Here is an 18,238-nt window from a genome sequence, read left to right on the forward strand (position 1 = left end):
ATATAAAAAATCTTATGAGGATTTTCCTATTGCTTCAAAGGTATTAAAATTTGGGTTATTTTCAAAACGTTAAATCGTAAGGTGGAAGTTTAAAGTGTTAAACAATAGATTTGTTAAAAAGGAACAGCATCTCTGTAGGTAATGCATTTTTCGAGCAAGGCGGCATCCCGTACATCGCCTTCAATAAATTCCACCACGGGATTGCTGATGAATGACTGCATATTGTAATGCGAACCTCGTATCAGGTTGTCGATAATGATAATCTTTTTGGGCTGGTGCTGTAACAGTTCTTCCACTACATAAGAGCCTACAAATCCGGCTCCGCCTGTTGCCAGAATAGTGGCATCGGTAATCTTGTTGTTCATGCTGCAAAGATAAAGATTATTTAAGTTCTTTCCATGCCATTTCAGCGATGGTAAGACCTATGGATAACGAGGCTGTTGCCGCTGGCGAGGGCGTGTTCAGCACATGGATGATGTTGTCCTGTTTCTCTATGATGAAATCATCCACCACATTGCCGTTTCTGTCCATGGCGGAGGCCCGTACACCGGCATCACCCGGCAGCAGGTCATCTAGCTGCAGTTCGGGCAGTAAGCGCTGCAGTGCCGCAGTAAACGCTTTCTTGGAATAGGAACGGCGCATCTCGCCGATGCCGGTTCTCCAGTTTTTAAAGGCCATCCTTAAAAATCCGGGATAGGTGACAGATTCGAAAAACTCCTTCCACACGATATCGGATTTATGATATCCTTCGCGGGCGTAGGCCAGCACGGCATTCGGCCCCGCCTCTACGCCGCCCTGAATAAAGCGGGTGAAATGTACGCCCAGGAAGGGGAAATTGGGATCCGGAACAGGATAGATAAGATGATTCACCAGGTGTTCCTTTTCCTTTTTCAGCGTATAATACTCGCCGCGGAACGGAATTATTTTTACCGACACGTTATTTTGTGTCATTTGCGCAATCTTATCGGAATACAATCCGGCGCAGTTGATAAGCAGTTTACAGGAATAAGCTGCATCTGTCGTCTTTACTTTTATCTCCTGAGCCGCAACCTGAATGCCGGTCACTTTCTGGTTGCAGGCAATCGATCCGTTCAGGCGCTTTATTTTTTCGGCGTATCTTTTGGATACGGCAGTATAGTCAATGATACCGGTTTGCGGCACGAAAATTCCCCGGATGCCGGCACAGTGCGGCTCATGCTTTTTGATGTCGGCGGCATTTAATAATTCCATTCCTGCAAGGCCATTCTCCAAACCCCGCTGGTAGATATTTTGAAGGCGATCCAATTCGTCTTCGCGGGTGGCAACGATGATCTTGCCGCAGATATCATACGGAATGTTTTCCGCATCGCAGAATTCCAGCAACATCTTGTAGCCGCGCAAACAGTTGACAGCGCGCAAACTTCCGGGTTTGTAATAAATACCGGAATGGATCACGCCCGAATTGTTGCCGGTCTGATGCCGGGCAATATCCCCTTCTTTCTCTAAAATCAGGACGTTTAAACCGGGTTGCTGCTCTAGCAGATGCAGGGCTGTAGCCAATCCCACAATGCCGCCGATAATGATAATGTCGTACATCTTATTGTTCGAAGGATTTAAATCAATGATTTGATCAATAATGAAAACAGGCCGTTTTGCGGCTGGCATCCAGTGTCCGCCATAAATATTCGGCGATTATGCCCAGTGCGATATTAGTTAATCCAAAACCAAGCAATAAGATAGACGTCAGAGCAGGCCATCCGGAGGCCAGGTCATCATACATTATCTTACGGGATGCAATATAAATGGTCCAGAAAATCCCGAAAGTAAAAAACAGCATTCCCATCAGCGATACAAAACGGATAGGTGCATAGGAGAATGCCACGAAGGAATCGATAAATAGTTTTATTTTCTTGCCCAGTGTCCATTTTGATTTTCCGATGGCTCTTTCTTTCTTATTATACAGAATAGAGGCTTGTGTAAATCCCATTCCCAGTATCTGTAAGAAAATGGAGGAATTGGATTCTATATTATCGTTGAGTTGTCGGGTGACTTTGGAATTAAAGAATACGATATCAAAACCTTTATCAGGGAAATTAGAAAAGGCAAATTTTTGCATCATCCGCGCATAGAAACGGGAAAATAACGTTTCAAACAAAGAGTTATTCGTGTTGTTTCGGTTTGCCCATACGATATCAAAACCTTGTTTCGCTTTTTCATACATCTGATAGACCAGTTCCAATGGGTCCTGCAAATCGGCGTACATGAATGTAATGTATTCCATCTTCGCATGAAGAATGCCTGCGCGTAGGGCGGCATGTGAGCCATAGTTTTTGGAAAAAGAAATAAGCTGCGTGGAATAGTTTTTGAATGATTGCTGTTGCAGTATTTCAAATGAACCGTCTGTAGAACCGTCATTGATAAAAATAATTTCAATAGGCAGCGTCTGCTTGTCGGCAAAAAAAAGCGTTCAAGGCAGTTACCAATACAGGTACCCCTTCAGCCTCGTTATACAAAGGAATAATTATGGATATGCCTTTCTTCATATTGCTCTGGCCGGATTACCGACGACTTTGCTGTTGTTTTCTACATTCTTAATGACATTGCTGCCCATTCCAATCAGTACGTTATTTCCGACCCGGATGTTATTGATAATATTGGACCCGCTTCCGATATAACAGTTATCACCTATAGCTGTATAGCCTGCAATACATATATTGGAGCCAATCAAGGTGTAATCGCCGATAGTGGTATCGTGGTGGATAACGGTATTGGGCAGTATGCAGATGTGGTTGCCGATTGTTGCATTGGCAGTAATCACCACGCCTGCATAAATTAAACAGTTGGTGCCCACCTGCGCATTTTCTGAAACGGATGCTCTCGGATGAATGACAGTAGCAAACCTGCTTTCTGGAATTCCCAATGAATCAATGAGCTGTTTACGGATGGTATAGCTGGCAGGACTTCCCGGAACCGCCAGTACTTTGGCATTCGGGTGTTTTTCAAAAGCACTTCTGTCGAATACCGGAAAACCGCCGGGTGCCATTCCTTGTTTTTCTTTGGTATCATCTACAAATCCGATAAAGGAGAAATTTTACCCTAAACAATCTAATGCTTCTAATCCATTGCCATTGTAGGGGAAAATGAGTAATTCCTGCATTAGTAGTTGTTTATGGCCTCAATTACATGACTGACTTGTTCGTCGGTCAGTTCAGCGTACATCGGCAACGAGACGCAATGTGCTGCCAGGTATTCTGCATTCGGGAAGTCACCTTCTTTATAGCCTAAATGGGCGTATGCTTTTTGCAGATGGCAAGGTACAGGATAGTGGAATGCCGGTGAAATGTTATGTTCATTCAGGAATTGGCAAAAACCATCCTTGTCTTCAGTGGTCACCACGAATAAATGAAATACAGAGTCCGCCCATTCCGGCTGTGCCTGCATCTTTATTTTCGGATTGGTAATTTCGGATTGATAACGTTTGGCGATAGCCCGTCTCCGGTTGTTCCATCCTTCCAGGTAGCGCAGTTTCACGGTCAGCGATGCGCCTTCAAGGCCACCCATCCTGTAATTGTATCCTACTTCATCGTGGTAATACCGAACCTTGCAGCCATGGTTACGCAAACTTTGCAGGTGTGTATAGTATGATTCATGATTGGTCGTGATACCACCGGCTTCTCCACAGGCACCCAGGTTCTTGCCGGGATAGAAACTGAAGCAGGCCATTTCACCAAAACCGCCTACAGGCTGGCCTTTAAAGCGTGCGCCCTGTGCCTGTGCGGCATCTTCAATAAAAAGCAGCTGATGTTTTTTGCAAATGGCAGCCACCGCATCAATATTAAAGGGTTGTCCATATAGATGAACGCCAATGATGGCTTTGGTCTTTGGGGTAATTTTTTCTTCAATTTTTGCAGTGTCGATTTCCCAGGTGTCTGCCGTACAATCTACAAATACCGGTGTAGCGCCTGCATGGCTTGGTCCCCATGCAGTCGCAATAAATGTGTTAGCGGGAATAATGACCTCATCTCCTGCACCGATGCCTAAGGCTATCATGGCCAAATGGAGCGCAGTGGTTCCGTTGCTGACACCCACTGCATAAGACGTATTGCAATACCGGGCGAAACTCTTTTCAAATTCTTCCACAAACGGGCCGCCAGAAAAAGCAGTTTTTTCATACACTTTTTCAAATAGTTCGAATATTTCCGCTTTCACCTGTTGGTGTTGTCCCCTCAAGTCTAAACAAGGTATTTTCTCCATAATCTTTTAGTCGATAGTTTTAATAATTCTTGCAGGATTTCCCGCAACGATGGTATGGGGCGGAACATCTTTGGTCACCACGGCGCCGGCTCCCACCAGCGCATTTTCTCCGATGGTGATGCCGCACAGGATAGTGGCATTGCTGCCAATGGAGGCTCCCTTTTTTACAAAGGTTTCCACCAAGGTCCAGTCTGCATCCGTTTGTGCGGAACCGTCCGGGTTGGTGGCGCGCGGAAACAGGTCATTGGTAAACATCACCCCATGCCCGATAAATACATTATCTTCAATGTGAACGCCCTCACATATAAAGCTGTGGGAAGATATCTTGCAGTTTTTCCCGATGCTGGCCCCTTTCTGGATTTCTACAAAGGTGCCCACTTTGGAATTATCGTCGATGCTGCAATGGTAGGCATTTACAAAGTCATAAATTTTTACATTGCTTCCGACGGAAACATTATTCAGGGACTGCTTGGGATGGTTCTGGGTTATTTTTTCCATTTAGACGATGATTTCTTTACCTTTGTTTTTGATGGATTCCTGAGCCGCTTCCAGTATTCGTATCACCTCTAACCCCGATTGATAGTTGGAGATGGGAGTTGTCTGTTGTGTGATGGCAGAAATGAAATCGGCAGCCATGCCTGCCAGCGCTTCTTTAGAATCTACTTTCGGGATATGGATATCTCCGGCACGGTAGTCAACCAGGATCCTGTTTTTTTCTTCGTCGGTTTTATGACTGAAACCGGTGTCATATACCTTTATCTTTTCCGTTGGCTCCAGGTCATTATACACCACCATTTTTTTATCTCCGCCAATCAGCATCATCCTGATTTTTACAGGGGATGTCCAGGAACAATTGAAGTGTGCGATAAAGTCTGAATGGTAATTGACCGTCAGGTAGGCGATATTCTCGATGCCGTTGTTGGTGTGCGAGATGCCGGTAGCCTGAACACTATAAGGCTTTTCGGGTACCAGATAGGTTAGAATGGAAATGTCGTGCGGGGCTAAATCCCATAACACATTGACATCCGGCTGGAACAATCCCAGGTTGATACGCGTCGAATCAAAATATTTCACTTTCCCGATTTCACCGGATTCAATCATGGCCTTCATCTTCTGGACGGCACCTGTATAGAGGAAGGTGTGGTCTACCATTAATACCTTGTTGTATTTGGCTGCCAGTTCTATTAACTCCTCTGCTTCTGTTACTTTACTGGTCATGGGTTTTTCGAGCAGTACATGCTTGCCGTGTTCGAGCGCTTTTTTGGCCAGATTATAATGTGTGAAGACCGGGGTGGCAATCACAATGGCGTCTATGTCCTTGTTGCTAAAGACATCTTCTGTGTCGGAAGATATCTGGATGCTGTTGTGGTTGCGTTTGGCAACCTCCAGCCGTTCGGCCCGGAAATCGACAACGGTATGCACGAAACATCCGGCGGTGGATGAGAAATTTCTGACTAAATTGGGACCCCAGTATCCGTATCCTATAATTGCTATGTTAATCATGTCTGTTCAAGCACACAAATCTAAGAAACTATTTTTATAATGGCAGAAATAAAACACCATCAAAATGAACGTTATTTGCCGTAACTTATACGGTGTAATGCAAATAGCGTTATTCTTTTTATCTTTAAAGCTTAATTTTTTCTTTTCCGGTGAAAATATCCATCATAACCCCATCATTCAATCAAGGGAATTACATTGAGAAAACCATAGACAGTGTGTTGTCTCAAAATTATCCGGATTTAGAATATATCATCATTGACGGGGGAAGTACGGATAATTCTGTCGAGGTTATCAAAAAGTATGCAAAATACCTCACTTATTGGGTAAGTGAAAAAGATAAGGGGCAAAGTCATGCCATTAATAAAGGTCTCAAGTTAGCAACCGGAGAAGTGGTGAACTGGATTAACAGTGATGACTGGTATTATCCCGATACACTGCATAAGGTGGCCTCGGCTTTTGAAGATGAAAATATCCTGGTTGTCAGCGGTAAAGGGAGTGTCTGGCAGGATAATAGGATAAGAAATACCAATCCGGGAGCAGATATTTATCCGGAATTTGAAAAAACGGTAGGTTGGGCGCGGATTGACCAGCCGGAAACATTCTTCCGGCACAGCGCCATCATAAAGATGGGATTGCTGAATACGGACTTGCATTATGTGATGGACAGAGAGTGGTGGATACGGTTTTTGCTGCATTTCGGGCAGGACAGGGTAAAAAAGGTGGAGGATCTTTTGGTGAATTTCCGGTTACACGAGAATTCCAAGTCTTATAACTTCCAGAATCTATTCAGCGAAGAAGCCTTGAATGTGTATTACTCTATCGCCCGGCAGAACAATCTTAAGGAAGAGGTTTGTATGCTGGAATCTGAATTTAAAGTGGCATACATCGATTCTCTGCAATATAATCAGATAGCAGATATGACTTTGCTCAAAAAAATCATTCATTATTTTCTTTTTCTGGAAGGTCGGCTGAAGTATGCCGATAATGAACTGGCATTAGCGGCCAGGTTTTTAAAGCTGGTCGATAAGCGAATGTTACAAGCCAAAGACAGGAGCGAACTCCGTCAGCTGAAAATCAGGACGGCGCTGATGCCGGCGTGGCTGAAAAAAATTGTCAATAAACGATAACCCCCGATAGTGGAAGTAAGCATCATCATACCCACCAAGAACAGAGAAGAAATACTGCTGCATTCGCTGCAATATGCCGTGAAAGCGATTGAAAAATTGAATGCGGAGATTATCATAGTTAATGACGGAGGAAATGAGCCATTGATTCCGGATGTATGGCAGGAAACGGTTCGGGTGGTTAAAAACCCAAAATCGGGAGTCGCTTCCGCCAGGAATTTTGGAGCAAAGAATGCCAAATCGGAGCTTTTGATTTTCATGGATGACGATATGCTGATTCATGAGCATGCAGTGAAACGAGCAATGGAATTGGTAACCCCGCAGCGTACCATCAATATCAACTGGGTATATCCTCCGGAACTATTGGAAAAAATTTTGCAAACAAAATTTGGCAGGTATCTGCATCATACAGGGTTCACAACGCTGAAGGGCTGGAATATCGGAAAACCCTGGAGTGATACGGAGTTGTTTGAGAACCATGGCGTTACCAGCCAGTTTCTCTGTATTTATAAAGAGACGTTCCATCTGGTAAACGGATACGATGAAACATTCCCGCATGCAGGATTTGAAGATTATGACTTTGCCAAACGGCTGAAAGAAAAAGGAATCCGCTTCTTTGTATGGCCGCAGGATACCATCTATCACAATGAAACGGACCGGCTGGAACTGAAGCGTTGGCTGGACAGAAAACGCAGGGGCGGAGAAACCCGCAAGCATGCCGTTTTGAGGGGAAATGAGGAACTGACATTAGACTACTCGGGAGGAAAGAAAATGGTCTTATCCTTTCTGGTGTGCACAAAAGTTCTTTGGATGTGGTTATTGCAGTTATTGCCCAATACAGAGCGAATGGACAGATTTTATGAAAAAATAGCGAATGTCTTACTGGCAACCGCTATTTTTGAGGGATATACAACGATTAAAGATTGAAAACCAGGATTACCTATATTTTATTTCAAATAAACAAGGCGCTGGCGTTTGAGTGGATTATTGACCATATTGATAAAAGCCGTTTTGAACTGTCCTTCATCTCCATTGCCGTTCCGGAAAATTCGCCCCTGGAACAGTTTTGTTCAGACAGGAAGATGCCTTTTTACAGAATTGATTATCAGGGTAAAAAAGACATGCCTGCCGCCATTTATAAGACATATGCTATCTTAAGGGCAATAAAGCCCGATGCCGTACATTGCCATATTTTTGAAGCCAATATTATTGGGCTCTCTGCAGCATGGCTGGCCGGAGTAAAAAAAAGAATCTTTACCAGACACCATTCTACCTTTCACCATACCACCTCTCCGAAGGGAATTAAGTATGACAGATACTGCAACAGGCTGGCAACGCATATTATTGCCATTAGTGAAAATGTAAAAAACATCCTGATTGTAAAAGAACAGGTTCCGCCGGAGAAAGTGTTTCTTATCCATCATGGATTTGACTTGCCGTTGTTTAATGACGTTTCGGATAAAAGGCTCGAGCGAATCAGACAAAAATACAATCGTAACAATCGACATCCGGTAATCGGGGTTATTTCCAGATACACCGAATGGAAAGGGATAAAATATGTTCTGAGTGCGTATAGAGAATTATTGGTAAAATATCCCAACGCCCTGCTGGTGCTGGCAAACGCCAAGGGAGAGGATGAAGAAATCAGATTGACTATAACAAAATTTCCAAAGGAAACTTATACAGAGATAGTATTTGAACAGGACAATGCAGCGTTGTTTAAGCTGTTTGATGTATTTGTACATGTTCCGATAGACGCGGAGATTGAAGCATTCGGCCAAATCTATGTGGAGGCATTGGCCGTCGGAGTACCCAGCATATTTACCATGTCCGGTATTGCCTGTGAATTTATCCGGCACAGAGAAAATGCGCTGGTGGTTGAATTCCAGAATTCAGCACAGATCTATGAATCGATATGCGATATACTGGGACATAAAGAATTAAGGGATAAACTGTCCATAAACGGTAAAAAAGATGTTGAACAACTTTTTTCACTACCTTTGATGATTCATAAATTAGAAAAGATATACAGCAGCTGACGATGGAAAGGGATTTGTTTTTCTCCATAATTATTCCGGCATATAACAGGGCGCACATGATTCTGGAGACATTGGAATCTGCTTTTGCCCAAACATATCCGCACTTTGAAGTCATATTGGTAGATGACGGAAGTACAGATAATACCGTGGAGGTCATTAGGTCTGTCACAGATCCGAGATTTGTTTATCACAAAAAAGCGAACGAAGAAAGGGCGATTGCCAGAAATACGGGTTTTAACCTGGCAAAGGGCGATTATGTCACCCTGCTGGATTCAGATGATTACTTTTATCCGAATCACCTGGAGGCGGCAGCCAATTATATCCGTTCTCATAAAAACCCGGAGGTTATCCGGTTTAATTATGATGTGGTAGATTCGAATAAACATACCCTGCAGATTGCCAGAATGCCCGAACATGTAAACGACCGTATGGTAAACGGCAATTTTATGGGCTGCAGCGGTATTATATTAAGAAGAGACGTGGCGGTGAAATATGCCTTTAACGGAGACAGAGACTTATCCGGTTCGGAGGATTACGAACTGTGGCTGAGAATGGCGGCGCGTTTCAGGGTTCATACGCAGGATGTCATCACCTGCTCCTTGCATTCACACGAAGAACGGAGTGTGATTCATAACATTAAAGAGGAAACGCTGGTCAAAAGAATTGAACTTCTGATTAAGTATTCCTTCGGAGATAAGGTCGTCAGAAAAATATATGGAGTTAAGAAAGATGTGTTTGTATCACACTGTCTCTTATATATTTCGTTGCATTTGGCAATTGCCCAAATAAACAGGTCTTCATTTAATTATTTACTGAGAGCCATCAAGACAAACCCAAGAACGATGCTGGACAAACGTTTTTTCGGAATTATCAAGACGTTAATCAAAAGAAATATTTTAGCTTCATTCGAGTAACTTATGTGCGGCATTTCAGGATATATCTCCTCACCCGGAAAACTGGATAAACAAGATTTTGTCCGTGCCACAAATGCTATCCGGCACAGGGGCCCGGATGCGGAAGGTTATTATGAGAATGAACAGCACTCCTTATTTCTGGGGCATAAGAGATTAAGCATAATTGACCTTTCTCCCGCCTCCAATCAGCCGTTTTTTTCCGGTTGCGGAAGATATGTCATGGTGTACAACGGAGAAGTCTATAACTATAAGGAAATAAAAGAACAGCTGCAGCTTGAAACGCGAACCACCGGTGATACCGAAGTAATTTTTGAGGCTTACGCCAAGATAGGTGTAAAATCATTTGAGATGCTCAATGGTATGTTTGCTTTTGCCATTTTTGACATACTCGAACAGAAGATAATCTTATGCAGGGACCGAATCGGAATTAAGCCGTTGTTTTATTATTGGGACGGAATACAGTTTGCGTTCGCTTCTGAAATAAAGATGCTGAAAGCATTGCCAGGCTTTAACAAAGCCATAAACAACGATTCCATTCCTGAGTTTCTGCATCTTGGGTTTATTCCGGAGCCATACACGATTTATAAGCATGTATCCAAATTTCCGGCAGCGCATTTCAGTATCTTTTCACTGACGGATATTTATAAACCCAATTTTACCATTCCGCTAAACAGCTACTGGAGACTGAAAGATGCCATTGAGCCTGTTGCCGTAAAAGACTTTACGGCCACCAAAAAACAATTAAAAGAGTTGCTGATAGATTCGGTAGAGAAGCAACTTATCAGTGATGTGCCTGTAGGCACTTTCCTGAGCGGAGGGATAGACTCGAGCCTTATTACCGCAATTGCCTCCAAATTAAAGAAAGATAAGATCAAGACGTTCAGTATCGGATACGACACTAAAAAATATGACGAGTCGGAATATGCATTACAGGTTGCCAAACATCTGGGCACGGAACATCACGCGTTTCGTTTAACGGAAGACGAGGTGGAGGAAATTTTATCTGACATCATCTTTCAGTACGATGAGCCTTTTGCCGACTCATCGGCATACCCGACGATGATCGTATCCAAACTGGCGCGACAGCATGTTACCGTAACACTGTCCGGAGATGGTGCCGATGAATTATTTTTGGGATATGGTATGTATAAATGGGCATCCAGATTAGCCAATCCTGCCGTTCAGCTACTCAGAAAACCCGTATTTTTTGCTACCCAACATGCGGATTCCATCATCAAAAGAGGAGGGTTGCTCCTGGATTATTCATCTCTTGAACATATACGCAGTCATATTTTTTCACAGGAACAGTATTTGAACAGTGAGAAAGACCTGAAGCACATCTTGCTGGAGGAGAATTTTTCCTTTGACCGCTTTAACAAAGAAGGGGATTCCGGTAAAAGAACCCTGACGCCAAAAGGAAAACAGTCCTTCTGGGATATTAATTATTACCTGAAGGATGATTTACTGGTAAAGGTAGACAGGGCGAGTATGCGATACTCTCTGGAAAGCAGGGTTCCTTATTTAGACCATCGCGTGGTGGAATATGCCGTCAATATTGATGCAGACCTGAGATATCATAAGGGCATATCAAAATACATTCTAAAGGAAATCTTATACGATTATCTGCCCCGCGAATTATTTGACCGGCCAAAGTGGGGGTTTGCACTTCCGTTGCCGCACTGGATGAAAGGCAGATTCAATTACCTGCTGGATAAATACCTGGACAGCACGATTATAAATAATTACGATATTCTCACCAATTTATATGTTCAGGACCTGAAGGATCGGTTTATGGCGGGGGAAGATTATTTATATGGCCGTTTGTGGACAATCATTTTATTGCATTGGTGGCTGGAAGAGAATGCATGATGGCGGTTTCTGTACTATATATCTCTTATGATGGTATGACAGACCCACTTGGACAGTCGCAGGTCATACCTTATTTAATAGGCTTAACAAAGAGGGGATATTCATTCACGCTGCTCAGCTGTGAGAAGGAAGTCAATTTCCAAAATAACAAAGCTAAAATTGAAAAGCTTCTCTCGGCATACCCCATAGACTGGCAGCCTTTATCCTATACCAAAAACCCACCGGTATTATCATCAATGTACGATGTAAGCAGGCTTAAAAGAAAAGCAATCGAATTACATCAGAAGAACCGCTTCTCCATCATTCATTGCCGGAGTTATATTGCTTCACTCGTTGGATTGGAGATGAAATACCGGTTTCGTGTGAAATTCATCTTTGATATGCGTGGCTTGTGGGCGGACGAGCGGGTGGATGGAAAATTATGGAATTTAAAGAATCCCTTATACAAGATGGTTTACAGATATTTTAAAAGAAAGGAAAAACAGTTTTTAGAGAATGCCGATTATACGGTCAGTTTAACGCACAATGCAAAGAATGAAATCTTGTCATGGAAGCATTTAGATAAAAACAGGGTGAAGATGGAAGTGATTCCCTGTTGCGTGGATTTAAATCTATTCAATACCAAACAAATTCAGAAAGACAGACAGGCGCAGTTTATGCAGGAACTGAAGCTGCGGCCGGAAGACTATGTTTTATTATATCTGGGTTCAATCGGGACATGGTATATGCTGGACGAGATGCTGGAGTTCTTCCGGAAATTAAAAGACCAAAAACCACACGCCAGGTTCTTATTTGTAACCAAAGATGAACAGGAACGCATTTTACAGACGGCAGATAAGTATGGGGTGAAGGACGCCATCATTCTGCGGCCCGGAGCACGGGAGGAGATTCCGTATTTGATTTCAATCTGTTCATCCTCCATCTTCTTTATTTTACCTTCCTACTCTAAAAAGGCATCCTCTCCGACCAAACAGGGGGAAATAATGGCGATGGGAAAACCAATTGTCTGCAACACCAATGTCGGAGATACCGATAAGATAGTGAGAGATTATCACAGCGGGGTGCTTGTAACTGATTTTACTCCGGCAGCCTATGGAACGGCCATCCGGGAGATGGATGGTAATTTTAATTCAGCGGGTATCCTAAACGGCGCACAGGATTATTTCTCGCTGGAACAGGGCGTTGGAAAATACGCAGCCATCTATGCGGCAGTATTGGCCTAATTATCAAAGACCAATTTCCTGGGATGGAGAAAGGTGAAACCTGCCTTCGCATCTTCAAAATGACATTTAGAGGCGTAACGCTGCTGCATTACGCGGATGAACGCAGCTTCAAAGGCATTGGAATTAGTCAGGAACAGGATATCCTTTCTTCCTTTTATGCCTGATGTTAAGTTGGTGAGCTGATGCTGTTTGAGCAATTGGAGATAATTCGGAGTATTGATATACCACCCTGTGAAGAGGATGTTATTCTGTGTAAAAATATCCTGATTGTGAAAATTCACTTTCATCAATTCCAGAGGGAGTGACTGTATGATAAACAAGGATGATGGGTTCCGGTTGATCTCAGCAGTCAGCGCTTCAAACCTAATAGCGTTAGTTTTGTTTTTTAAGTTTAGATGATATACGCAATAGAATTTATACCCGGATAATAAAACGAGTAAAGTCAGAACCGTCGTCCTTAAGGGGGATGGAGCAGTGCTTCTTAGTAACAGCATTAAATTAAACCAGGAGATATAGAAGAGGAGCGGAGATACAACTCTCCGGGGAATGCGCATGTTATATAACAAGTAGATAAAAACGACAGAAAACAGGATGAAATTCAAGATGGCCCATTTTTTTTCTTGTACACAGAAGAGCAATGCAGCTGCAAGTGAAAGCAGATACATCGCCAGCATATAACGCTCATCTCTGATAAATGACTTAAAGAGCGGCAGGGCCTCATCAAAAGGCCTGACGGTCAATGTTTCTTCAGCAAAGTTAAACAGATCAGGGGTGTTGTAATGCACATCAGCTCCATACCAGTTTTGAATCAGCAGGATGTCATCTATGGTCAGGTGATATTTTTCCAATGCCTGAGAAGTTATATTCAAAGGACGGTTGATGATAATTTCACTTGCAGAAATATAGCGGGAGTAATTGCTTTGCAGGTATGCCGAATGACTTTTGTTGATATGGCTTAAGATAAAAAACATAAGTACAGAGATGCCTAATGTGATTAACAGCGGATTCCTTTCTTTTGAGGTCCAGTGTTGAAATAGAACAGGAATGCTGAAAACCAAAATCAGATAAAAGACCTGCTCCCGGATAAGCATGCAAAAAAGAAATCCGACAGTTACGAAGAACAGTTTTTTTGACAGCTGCAATTCGCTGGAAAGCAAAGTTAAAGCTGCGATGCCTATAAGAAAGGAAGTGGTGGTATACTGGATGGCAACAAGGTATAAGGCATAATAGCCGAATAAAAAGATGAAGAAGAGTGCCCAGAGAAGAAGGTGTCTGTGTTGGGTGTTTTTCCGGCAGAACAAACCGGTGATAATCATGCCTGCGGAGAGAAAGTGAATACTGATTAAGAAGAATACATACCAGTTTATGTTTGGCGCAAGGGTATAAAGAAAACGCAGCATCATTCCGATCAAGGTATGCTGAAAAATAATATTGCTGTCCGGTGTGCCGGTGAGGGTGCCGGAAACAATAAACTGCATTAGCTGATCGTCATTTCCGTCGTAGGATAATGTAAAACAACCTATAACCGCCAGGATAATTAAACCGCCAACTATTACTGCAAAGTGCTTATATTTACACATATAACTGAAGGTATAGATTTTTATATACTAATGTACAAATTATTTTATTGATGGGTAGTTGGTTTACACATGTTGAACAAAACAGATTTATTTTTTTAAATGATTATTTGTTCGCACCCATATTCATCTTCCTGTTAATGCTCCTGGTCAGGTACAGGATAAACATAAAGCCCTCAGAAGTTAAACGAAGATACCTGTTGAAGGCATTCTGGTTTAAGGTTTTCTGCACCATATTTTTTGCCGCCATATACCAGTATTATTACAGAGGAGGAGATACCAATACCTATTTCCTGAATATACAGAATGTTCACAATGTTTTTTATGAAAACCCGCTGATGTTTTTTAAGATTGTATTTTCCATACAACCCGATTTCTTTGAATACGAAAAATACCTGGGGCGTTCCACCTATTTTTATGCAGATCCGAGCGTATATGCTGTGATTCGTATTGGTGCATTGCTGAGTTTCCCGCTTTTAAAGACATATATGCTGATAGCGCTGACATTTTCCATGTTCTGCCTGTACGGATGCTGGAAGATATTTGAGCTCTTTCACAGATTATACCCGCATCTGGAAAAAGAACTGGCAGTAGCCTGCCTTTTCCTGCCATCTGTAGGTTTCTGGGGCAGCGGCATCCTCAAGGATCCTTTGTGTATGGGGGCATTGGGAGCACTGACATATCATGCCTACCGGCTTTTCTTTGACAGAGATAAAGTAGTAAGGAGGGTAATCATGATAGCGATTTGCCTGATAATGATAAAGGTGATAAAGGTGTATATTCTGCTTTCATTTCTTCCTGCTTACTCCTTCTGGTTGATTTTTCATTTTAAGGAAAATATTAACAGCAAATTTATAAAAGCATTGATGAGTCCGATGTTGTTTGCCGCTTCCAGCATAATGGGCGTTTTTGTATTTATAAAGATTGCACAGATTTCTAATAAATATGCACTGGAGAATTTGGTACGTACAGCCAAAGACACGCAAAACTGGATTTATTATTCTTCCCAAATGCAGGGGGGGTCCGGCTATACTCTGGGGGAGGTGGATTACACGTTGAAGGGGTTATTAAAAATAGCCCCTAAGGCCATAAATGTTACATTGTTCAGGCCATATATCTGGGAGGCCCGAAAGCCCATACTTATTCCGGCAGCATTGGAGGGATTGATTTCCCTGTTCCTGACTATACGCTTGCTGTACAAGTCCGGCTTCATTCGTTTTACCAGACTCATTCTGACAAATCCGGAAGTTCAGTTTTGTTTGGTATTTTCTCTCATCTTCGCCTTCTCTGTAGGTTTTACCAGTTATAACTTCGGTTCGCTGGTTCGCTATAAGATTCCTTTAATGCCTTTCTATTTTATTGCATTATTTATTTTAGCAGACAGAGAAAAACAGGAAGAAATCAAGGAAAAGACAATTCTAAAACCTAAGCCAACGGTTAAGGGGTTGCCAGCAGTGTCCGTTTAGCAGCCCGTTAAGATGTCCAGCTTACCATTATCTCCCGTGGTCCGTAATAAGGCAGCCTTCCGTGTGAAGTGGAAAAATTATCGATACAGATAATATCTCCCTTTTTCCAGGGCTGTATGACCATGTTCTTCCAGATGACATCCTGAATATGTTTCACATAATCATCCGGAATGGATGAGTCATCTCCAAAGGTGACATGCATGCTTTGTTCATGCGGATTCTTGGTGAGTTTCTTGTACCAAGTCATAGCTTCCAGCAACAAACAGGTTTTAAAAGTTTCCCATCTCTTCTGACGCTCATGGATTTTATGGTATTCAATGGCAGCGGCACTCAGATGAAATACCTGTGTGTGATTAAACCAGACCATTTCACCGGTGACGGGATGCTTTTTGACGGCATCGCTTTTATTAATTAACCGCAGGCCGTCATTTTCTTTCCATTCACAGATAATGTCATTCTCCGCACATTTTTTTTCAATGATGGCCTTGTCAGTGGTATGAAACATATCCAGCCAGCTTTTCAGCTGAAACCCGGCTGTACTTTTGTTGTTGGGTGATGAATAGTTACGGATATGTTTTACCCCTTTGCACTCGAACTCTTCCCGGATTTTAGGGTCTACGTCCCGGTATACTTTCCTGAAGTCACATATCGGAGTTTCTCCTCCGTACTCCGGTTCAATGTGACAATAAAAGAACAGACGCCTAGGAGCAGAAGGCAGAAAGCTCATTTCGCAATGCTGCATGATGGGATAATGCGGCGGTAATTCACTGGCAGAAAAAACAAAGCCGGACTTCTTGTCGCGCGGGGATGTACCCATATAATCATCCTTCAGGTCGTTATCTATAGATTTGGCGACATCTTCAAAATCCTGCGGTGTCTGAATATCAAATCCCCTGAATAAGACAGCGCCGGATGTCGTTAGCTTCTCATCAATCATGGAATGATGGTTGCCTATCCAGTTGAGCAGGTGTTGTTTCCCTTGTTCTTCCCTTTCAGGTGTTACCAGGAACGGCAGTTTCTCATTTTCTGAAAAATACGTTAAGTTCATTATCTTGTTGGTTAAATTGTCTTCTTAAATTTAGTATTTAAAATTGTTTTTATAACTATAGCATAGGATTTAATGATAAAATTTTCCAGACGAATAATAGAAACCGAGAGAATACAGCTGTATCCATATGCATTAAAATATTATGAACCGTTCTTCCGGCTCATTCAGAAAAATAAAACCAGACTGTCCGACAGCTTCCCGAATCTGCTGAAATCTACGGAAACCGATACGGACACAAAAGAGTTTATGCAGCGGAAAATAAATGACTGGAATAAAAATAAAAACTATGCACTGATAATCGTGTATAAGTCAAACCACGAATTGATCGGGCATTTTAACCTGAAAGAAATAGACTGGAAGACAGGCGTGGGCGAGATTGCTTATTTTATTGATGCGGGATTCGAACAACGAGGCCTTGCAACGGAAGTCATTTGCCGGATGCTTTCCGTTTGTTTCGAAGATATCGGACTCAATCACGTTTTTGCACGTATCGTTTCCGATAATATCGCCAGCCAGAAAGCAGCGGAGAAGTCAGGATTGAAATATGAGGGGGCATTCTTTAAAAGTCACACGATGCACGATCATACGATGGTGGAAACCTATCGATATGGGTTATCCAGAGAGGATTATTTAAGAAGCCCCGTTCGATAGCTTACCTGCATTTCTTGTACCGGTGACAATCCATCAGGTGGTCATTCACGAGTCCGGTGGCCTGCATATGCGCATATAAAGTGGTGGAACCTAAAAATTTAAACCCACGTCTCTTCATGTCTTTCGCCAGTGCATCCGATTCCGGAGATGTGGGCTGAATTTCTTTAAGCTGTTTTAATTGGCTGACCATAGGTTTTCCGCCGACAAAACTCCAGATGTACTTACTGAATGAACCGAATTCTTTCTGTACCTCCATAAATCGCTGTGCATTATTGACGGTCGCTTCTATCTTGGCCCTGTTTCGGATAATGCCGCTATCCTGCAATAATTTTTCTACCTTATCAGGAGTGAATTTGGCTACTTTCCTGTAATCGAAGTTGGAAAATGCCTTGCGGTAACCATCCCTGCGCTGTAAGATGGTCCACCAGCTCAGGCCGGCCTGTGCGCTTTCCAGCACCAGAAATTCAAACTGTTTCTGGTCGTCATAAACGGGAACACCCCATTCTTCGTCGTGGTATTGTTCATATAATGGTTTCCCGACACACCAGTTGCAGCGGATGATTTCTTTTTTACCCATAACATAAAACTACA

16 protein-coding genes and 2 pseudogenes are annotated in these 18,238 nt (G+C 42.7%); 8 read left to right on the forward strand and 10 right to left on the reverse strand.

What is annotated here, in order from left to right:
* Window positions 1-113: 113 nt before the first annotated feature.
* The 7 genes and pseudogenes from IPM95_11225 to IPM95_11255 form a co-directional block, all read right to left on the reverse strand.
* Window positions 114-365 carry a GDP-mannose 4,6-dehydratase gene (locus IPM95_11225; protein MBK9329848.1) on the reverse strand — a complete coding sequence of 84 codons (252 nt, stop codon included), beginning with the start codon at window positions 363-365 and terminating at the stop codon, window positions 114-116.
* Between the two features lie 16 nt (window positions 366-381).
* The gene (gene lhgO, locus IPM95_11230) at window positions 382-1,575 is read right to left on the reverse strand and encodes an L-2-hydroxyglutarate oxidase (GenBank protein MBK9329849.1); all 1,194 of its coding nucleotides are present in this window, start codon (window positions 1,573-1,575) and stop codon (window positions 382-384) included.
* 18 nt (window positions 1,576-1,593) lie between these two features.
* Window positions 1,594-2,522, reverse strand: a pseudogene (locus IPM95_11235) (glycosyltransferase family 2 protein).
* Window positions 2,519-3,136, reverse strand: a pseudogene (locus IPM95_11240) (NeuD/PglB/VioB family sugar acetyltransferase). The pseudogenes IPM95_11235 and IPM95_11240 overlap by 4 nt, the downstream one beginning before the upstream one ends.
* Window positions 3,136-4,236 (reverse strand): DegT/DnrJ/EryC1/StrS family aminotransferase, encoded by a 1,101-nt coding sequence (locus tag IPM95_11245; protein MBK9329850.1) that lies wholly within the window; start codon window positions 4,234-4,236, stop codon window positions 3,136-3,138. Before IPM95_11245 ends, IPM95_11240 begins: the two are co-directional and overlap by 1 nt.
* Before the next feature lie 3 nt (window positions 4,237-4,239).
* Complete coding sequence (locus IPM95_11250; GenBank protein ID MBK9329851.1) at window positions 4,240-4,731, reverse strand: N-acetyltransferase; 492 nt, start codon at window positions 4,729-4,731, stop codon at window positions 4,240-4,242.
* Window positions 4,732-5,736: a Gfo/Idh/MocA family oxidoreductase gene (locus IPM95_11255; protein ID MBK9329852.1), complete on the reverse strand. Its 1,005-nt coding sequence runs from the start codon at window positions 5,734-5,736 to the stop codon at window positions 4,732-4,734.
* Window positions 5,737-5,870: 134 nt separating this feature from the next.
* Between IPM95_11255 and IPM95_11260 the strand changes: the two genes are divergently transcribed.
* The 6 genes from IPM95_11260 to IPM95_11285 are packed head-to-tail and all read left to right on the forward strand — an operon-like array spanning window position 5,871 to window position 12,905.
* Window positions 5,871-6,863, forward strand: a complete 993-nt coding sequence (locus IPM95_11260) for a glycosyltransferase (GenBank protein MBK9329853.1) — start codon at window positions 5,871-5,873, stop codon at window positions 6,861-6,863.
* A 9-nt stretch (window positions 6,864-6,872) separates the two neighbouring features.
* Window positions 6,873-7,787: a glycosyltransferase gene (locus IPM95_11265; GenBank protein MBK9329854.1), complete on the forward strand. Its 915-nt coding sequence runs from the start codon at window positions 6,873-6,875 to the stop codon at window positions 7,785-7,787.
* Window positions 7,784-8,899 (forward strand): glycosyltransferase family 4 protein, encoded by a 1,116-nt coding sequence (locus IPM95_11270; protein ID MBK9329855.1) that lies wholly within the window; start codon window positions 7,784-7,786, stop codon window positions 8,897-8,899. Before IPM95_11265 ends, IPM95_11270 begins: the two co-directional genes overlap by 4 nt.
* A gap of 2 nt (window positions 8,900-8,901) precedes the next feature.
* Complete coding sequence (locus tag IPM95_11275; GenBank protein ID MBK9329856.1) at window positions 8,902-9,813, forward strand: glycosyltransferase; 912 nt, start codon at window positions 8,902-8,904, stop codon at window positions 9,811-9,813.
* A gap of 3 nt (window positions 9,814-9,816) precedes the next feature.
* A complete protein-coding gene (gene asnB / locus IPM95_11280) occupies window positions 9,817-11,682 on the forward strand; it encodes an asparagine synthase (glutamine-hydrolyzing) (GenBank protein ID MBK9329857.1) in 1,866 nt (621 codons plus the stop codon).
* Complete coding sequence (locus IPM95_11285; protein ID MBK9329858.1) at window positions 11,637-12,905, forward strand: glycosyltransferase; 1,269 nt, start codon at window positions 11,637-11,639, stop codon at window positions 12,903-12,905. Before asnB ends, IPM95_11285 begins: the two co-directional genes overlap by 46 nt.
* Here the strand turns inward: IPM95_11285 and IPM95_11290 are convergent.
* A complete protein-coding gene (locus IPM95_11290; protein MBK9329859.1) occupies window positions 12,902-14,485 on the reverse strand; it encodes a hypothetical protein in 1,584 nt (527 codons plus the stop codon). The two genes, IPM95_11285 and IPM95_11290, sit on opposite strands and share 4 nt — an antisense overlap.
* Window positions 14,486-14,592: 107 nt before the next feature.
* Here IPM95_11290 and IPM95_11295 point away from each other — a divergent pair, with 107 nt between their 5' ends.
* On the forward strand, window positions 14,593-15,948 hold the full coding sequence (locus tag IPM95_11295) for a hypothetical protein (GenBank protein MBK9329860.1): 1,356 nt from the start codon (window positions 14,593-14,595) through the stop codon (window positions 15,946-15,948).
* A 7-nt stretch (window positions 15,949-15,955) separates the two neighbouring features.
* Here IPM95_11295 and IPM95_11300 read toward each other — a convergent pair whose 3' ends face one another.
* Window positions 15,956-16,996, reverse strand: a complete 1,041-nt coding sequence (locus tag IPM95_11300; protein MBK9329861.1) for a TauD/TfdA family dioxygenase — start codon at window positions 16,994-16,996, stop codon at window positions 15,956-15,958.
* A 72-nt stretch (window positions 16,997-17,068) separates the two neighbouring features.
* Between IPM95_11300 and IPM95_11305 the strand changes: the two genes are divergently transcribed.
* A complete protein-coding gene (locus IPM95_11305) occupies window positions 17,069-17,647 on the forward strand; it encodes a GNAT family N-acetyltransferase (GenBank protein MBK9329862.1) in 579 nt (192 codons plus the stop codon).
* Window position 17,648: 1 nt separating this feature from the next.
* On the opposite strand, the gene IPM95_11310 is transcribed toward IPM95_11305, so the two are convergent.
* A complete protein-coding gene (locus IPM95_11310) occupies window positions 17,649-18,224 on the reverse strand; it encodes a DNA-3-methyladenine glycosylase I (GenBank protein MBK9329863.1) in 576 nt (191 codons plus the stop codon).
* Window positions 18,225-18,238: the final 14 nt, after the last annotated feature.

Source organism: Sphingobacteriales bacterium (assembly GCA_016719635.1).
Taxonomy (GTDB): domain Bacteria; phylum Bacteroidota; class Bacteroidia; order Chitinophagales; family JADIYW01; genus JADJSS01.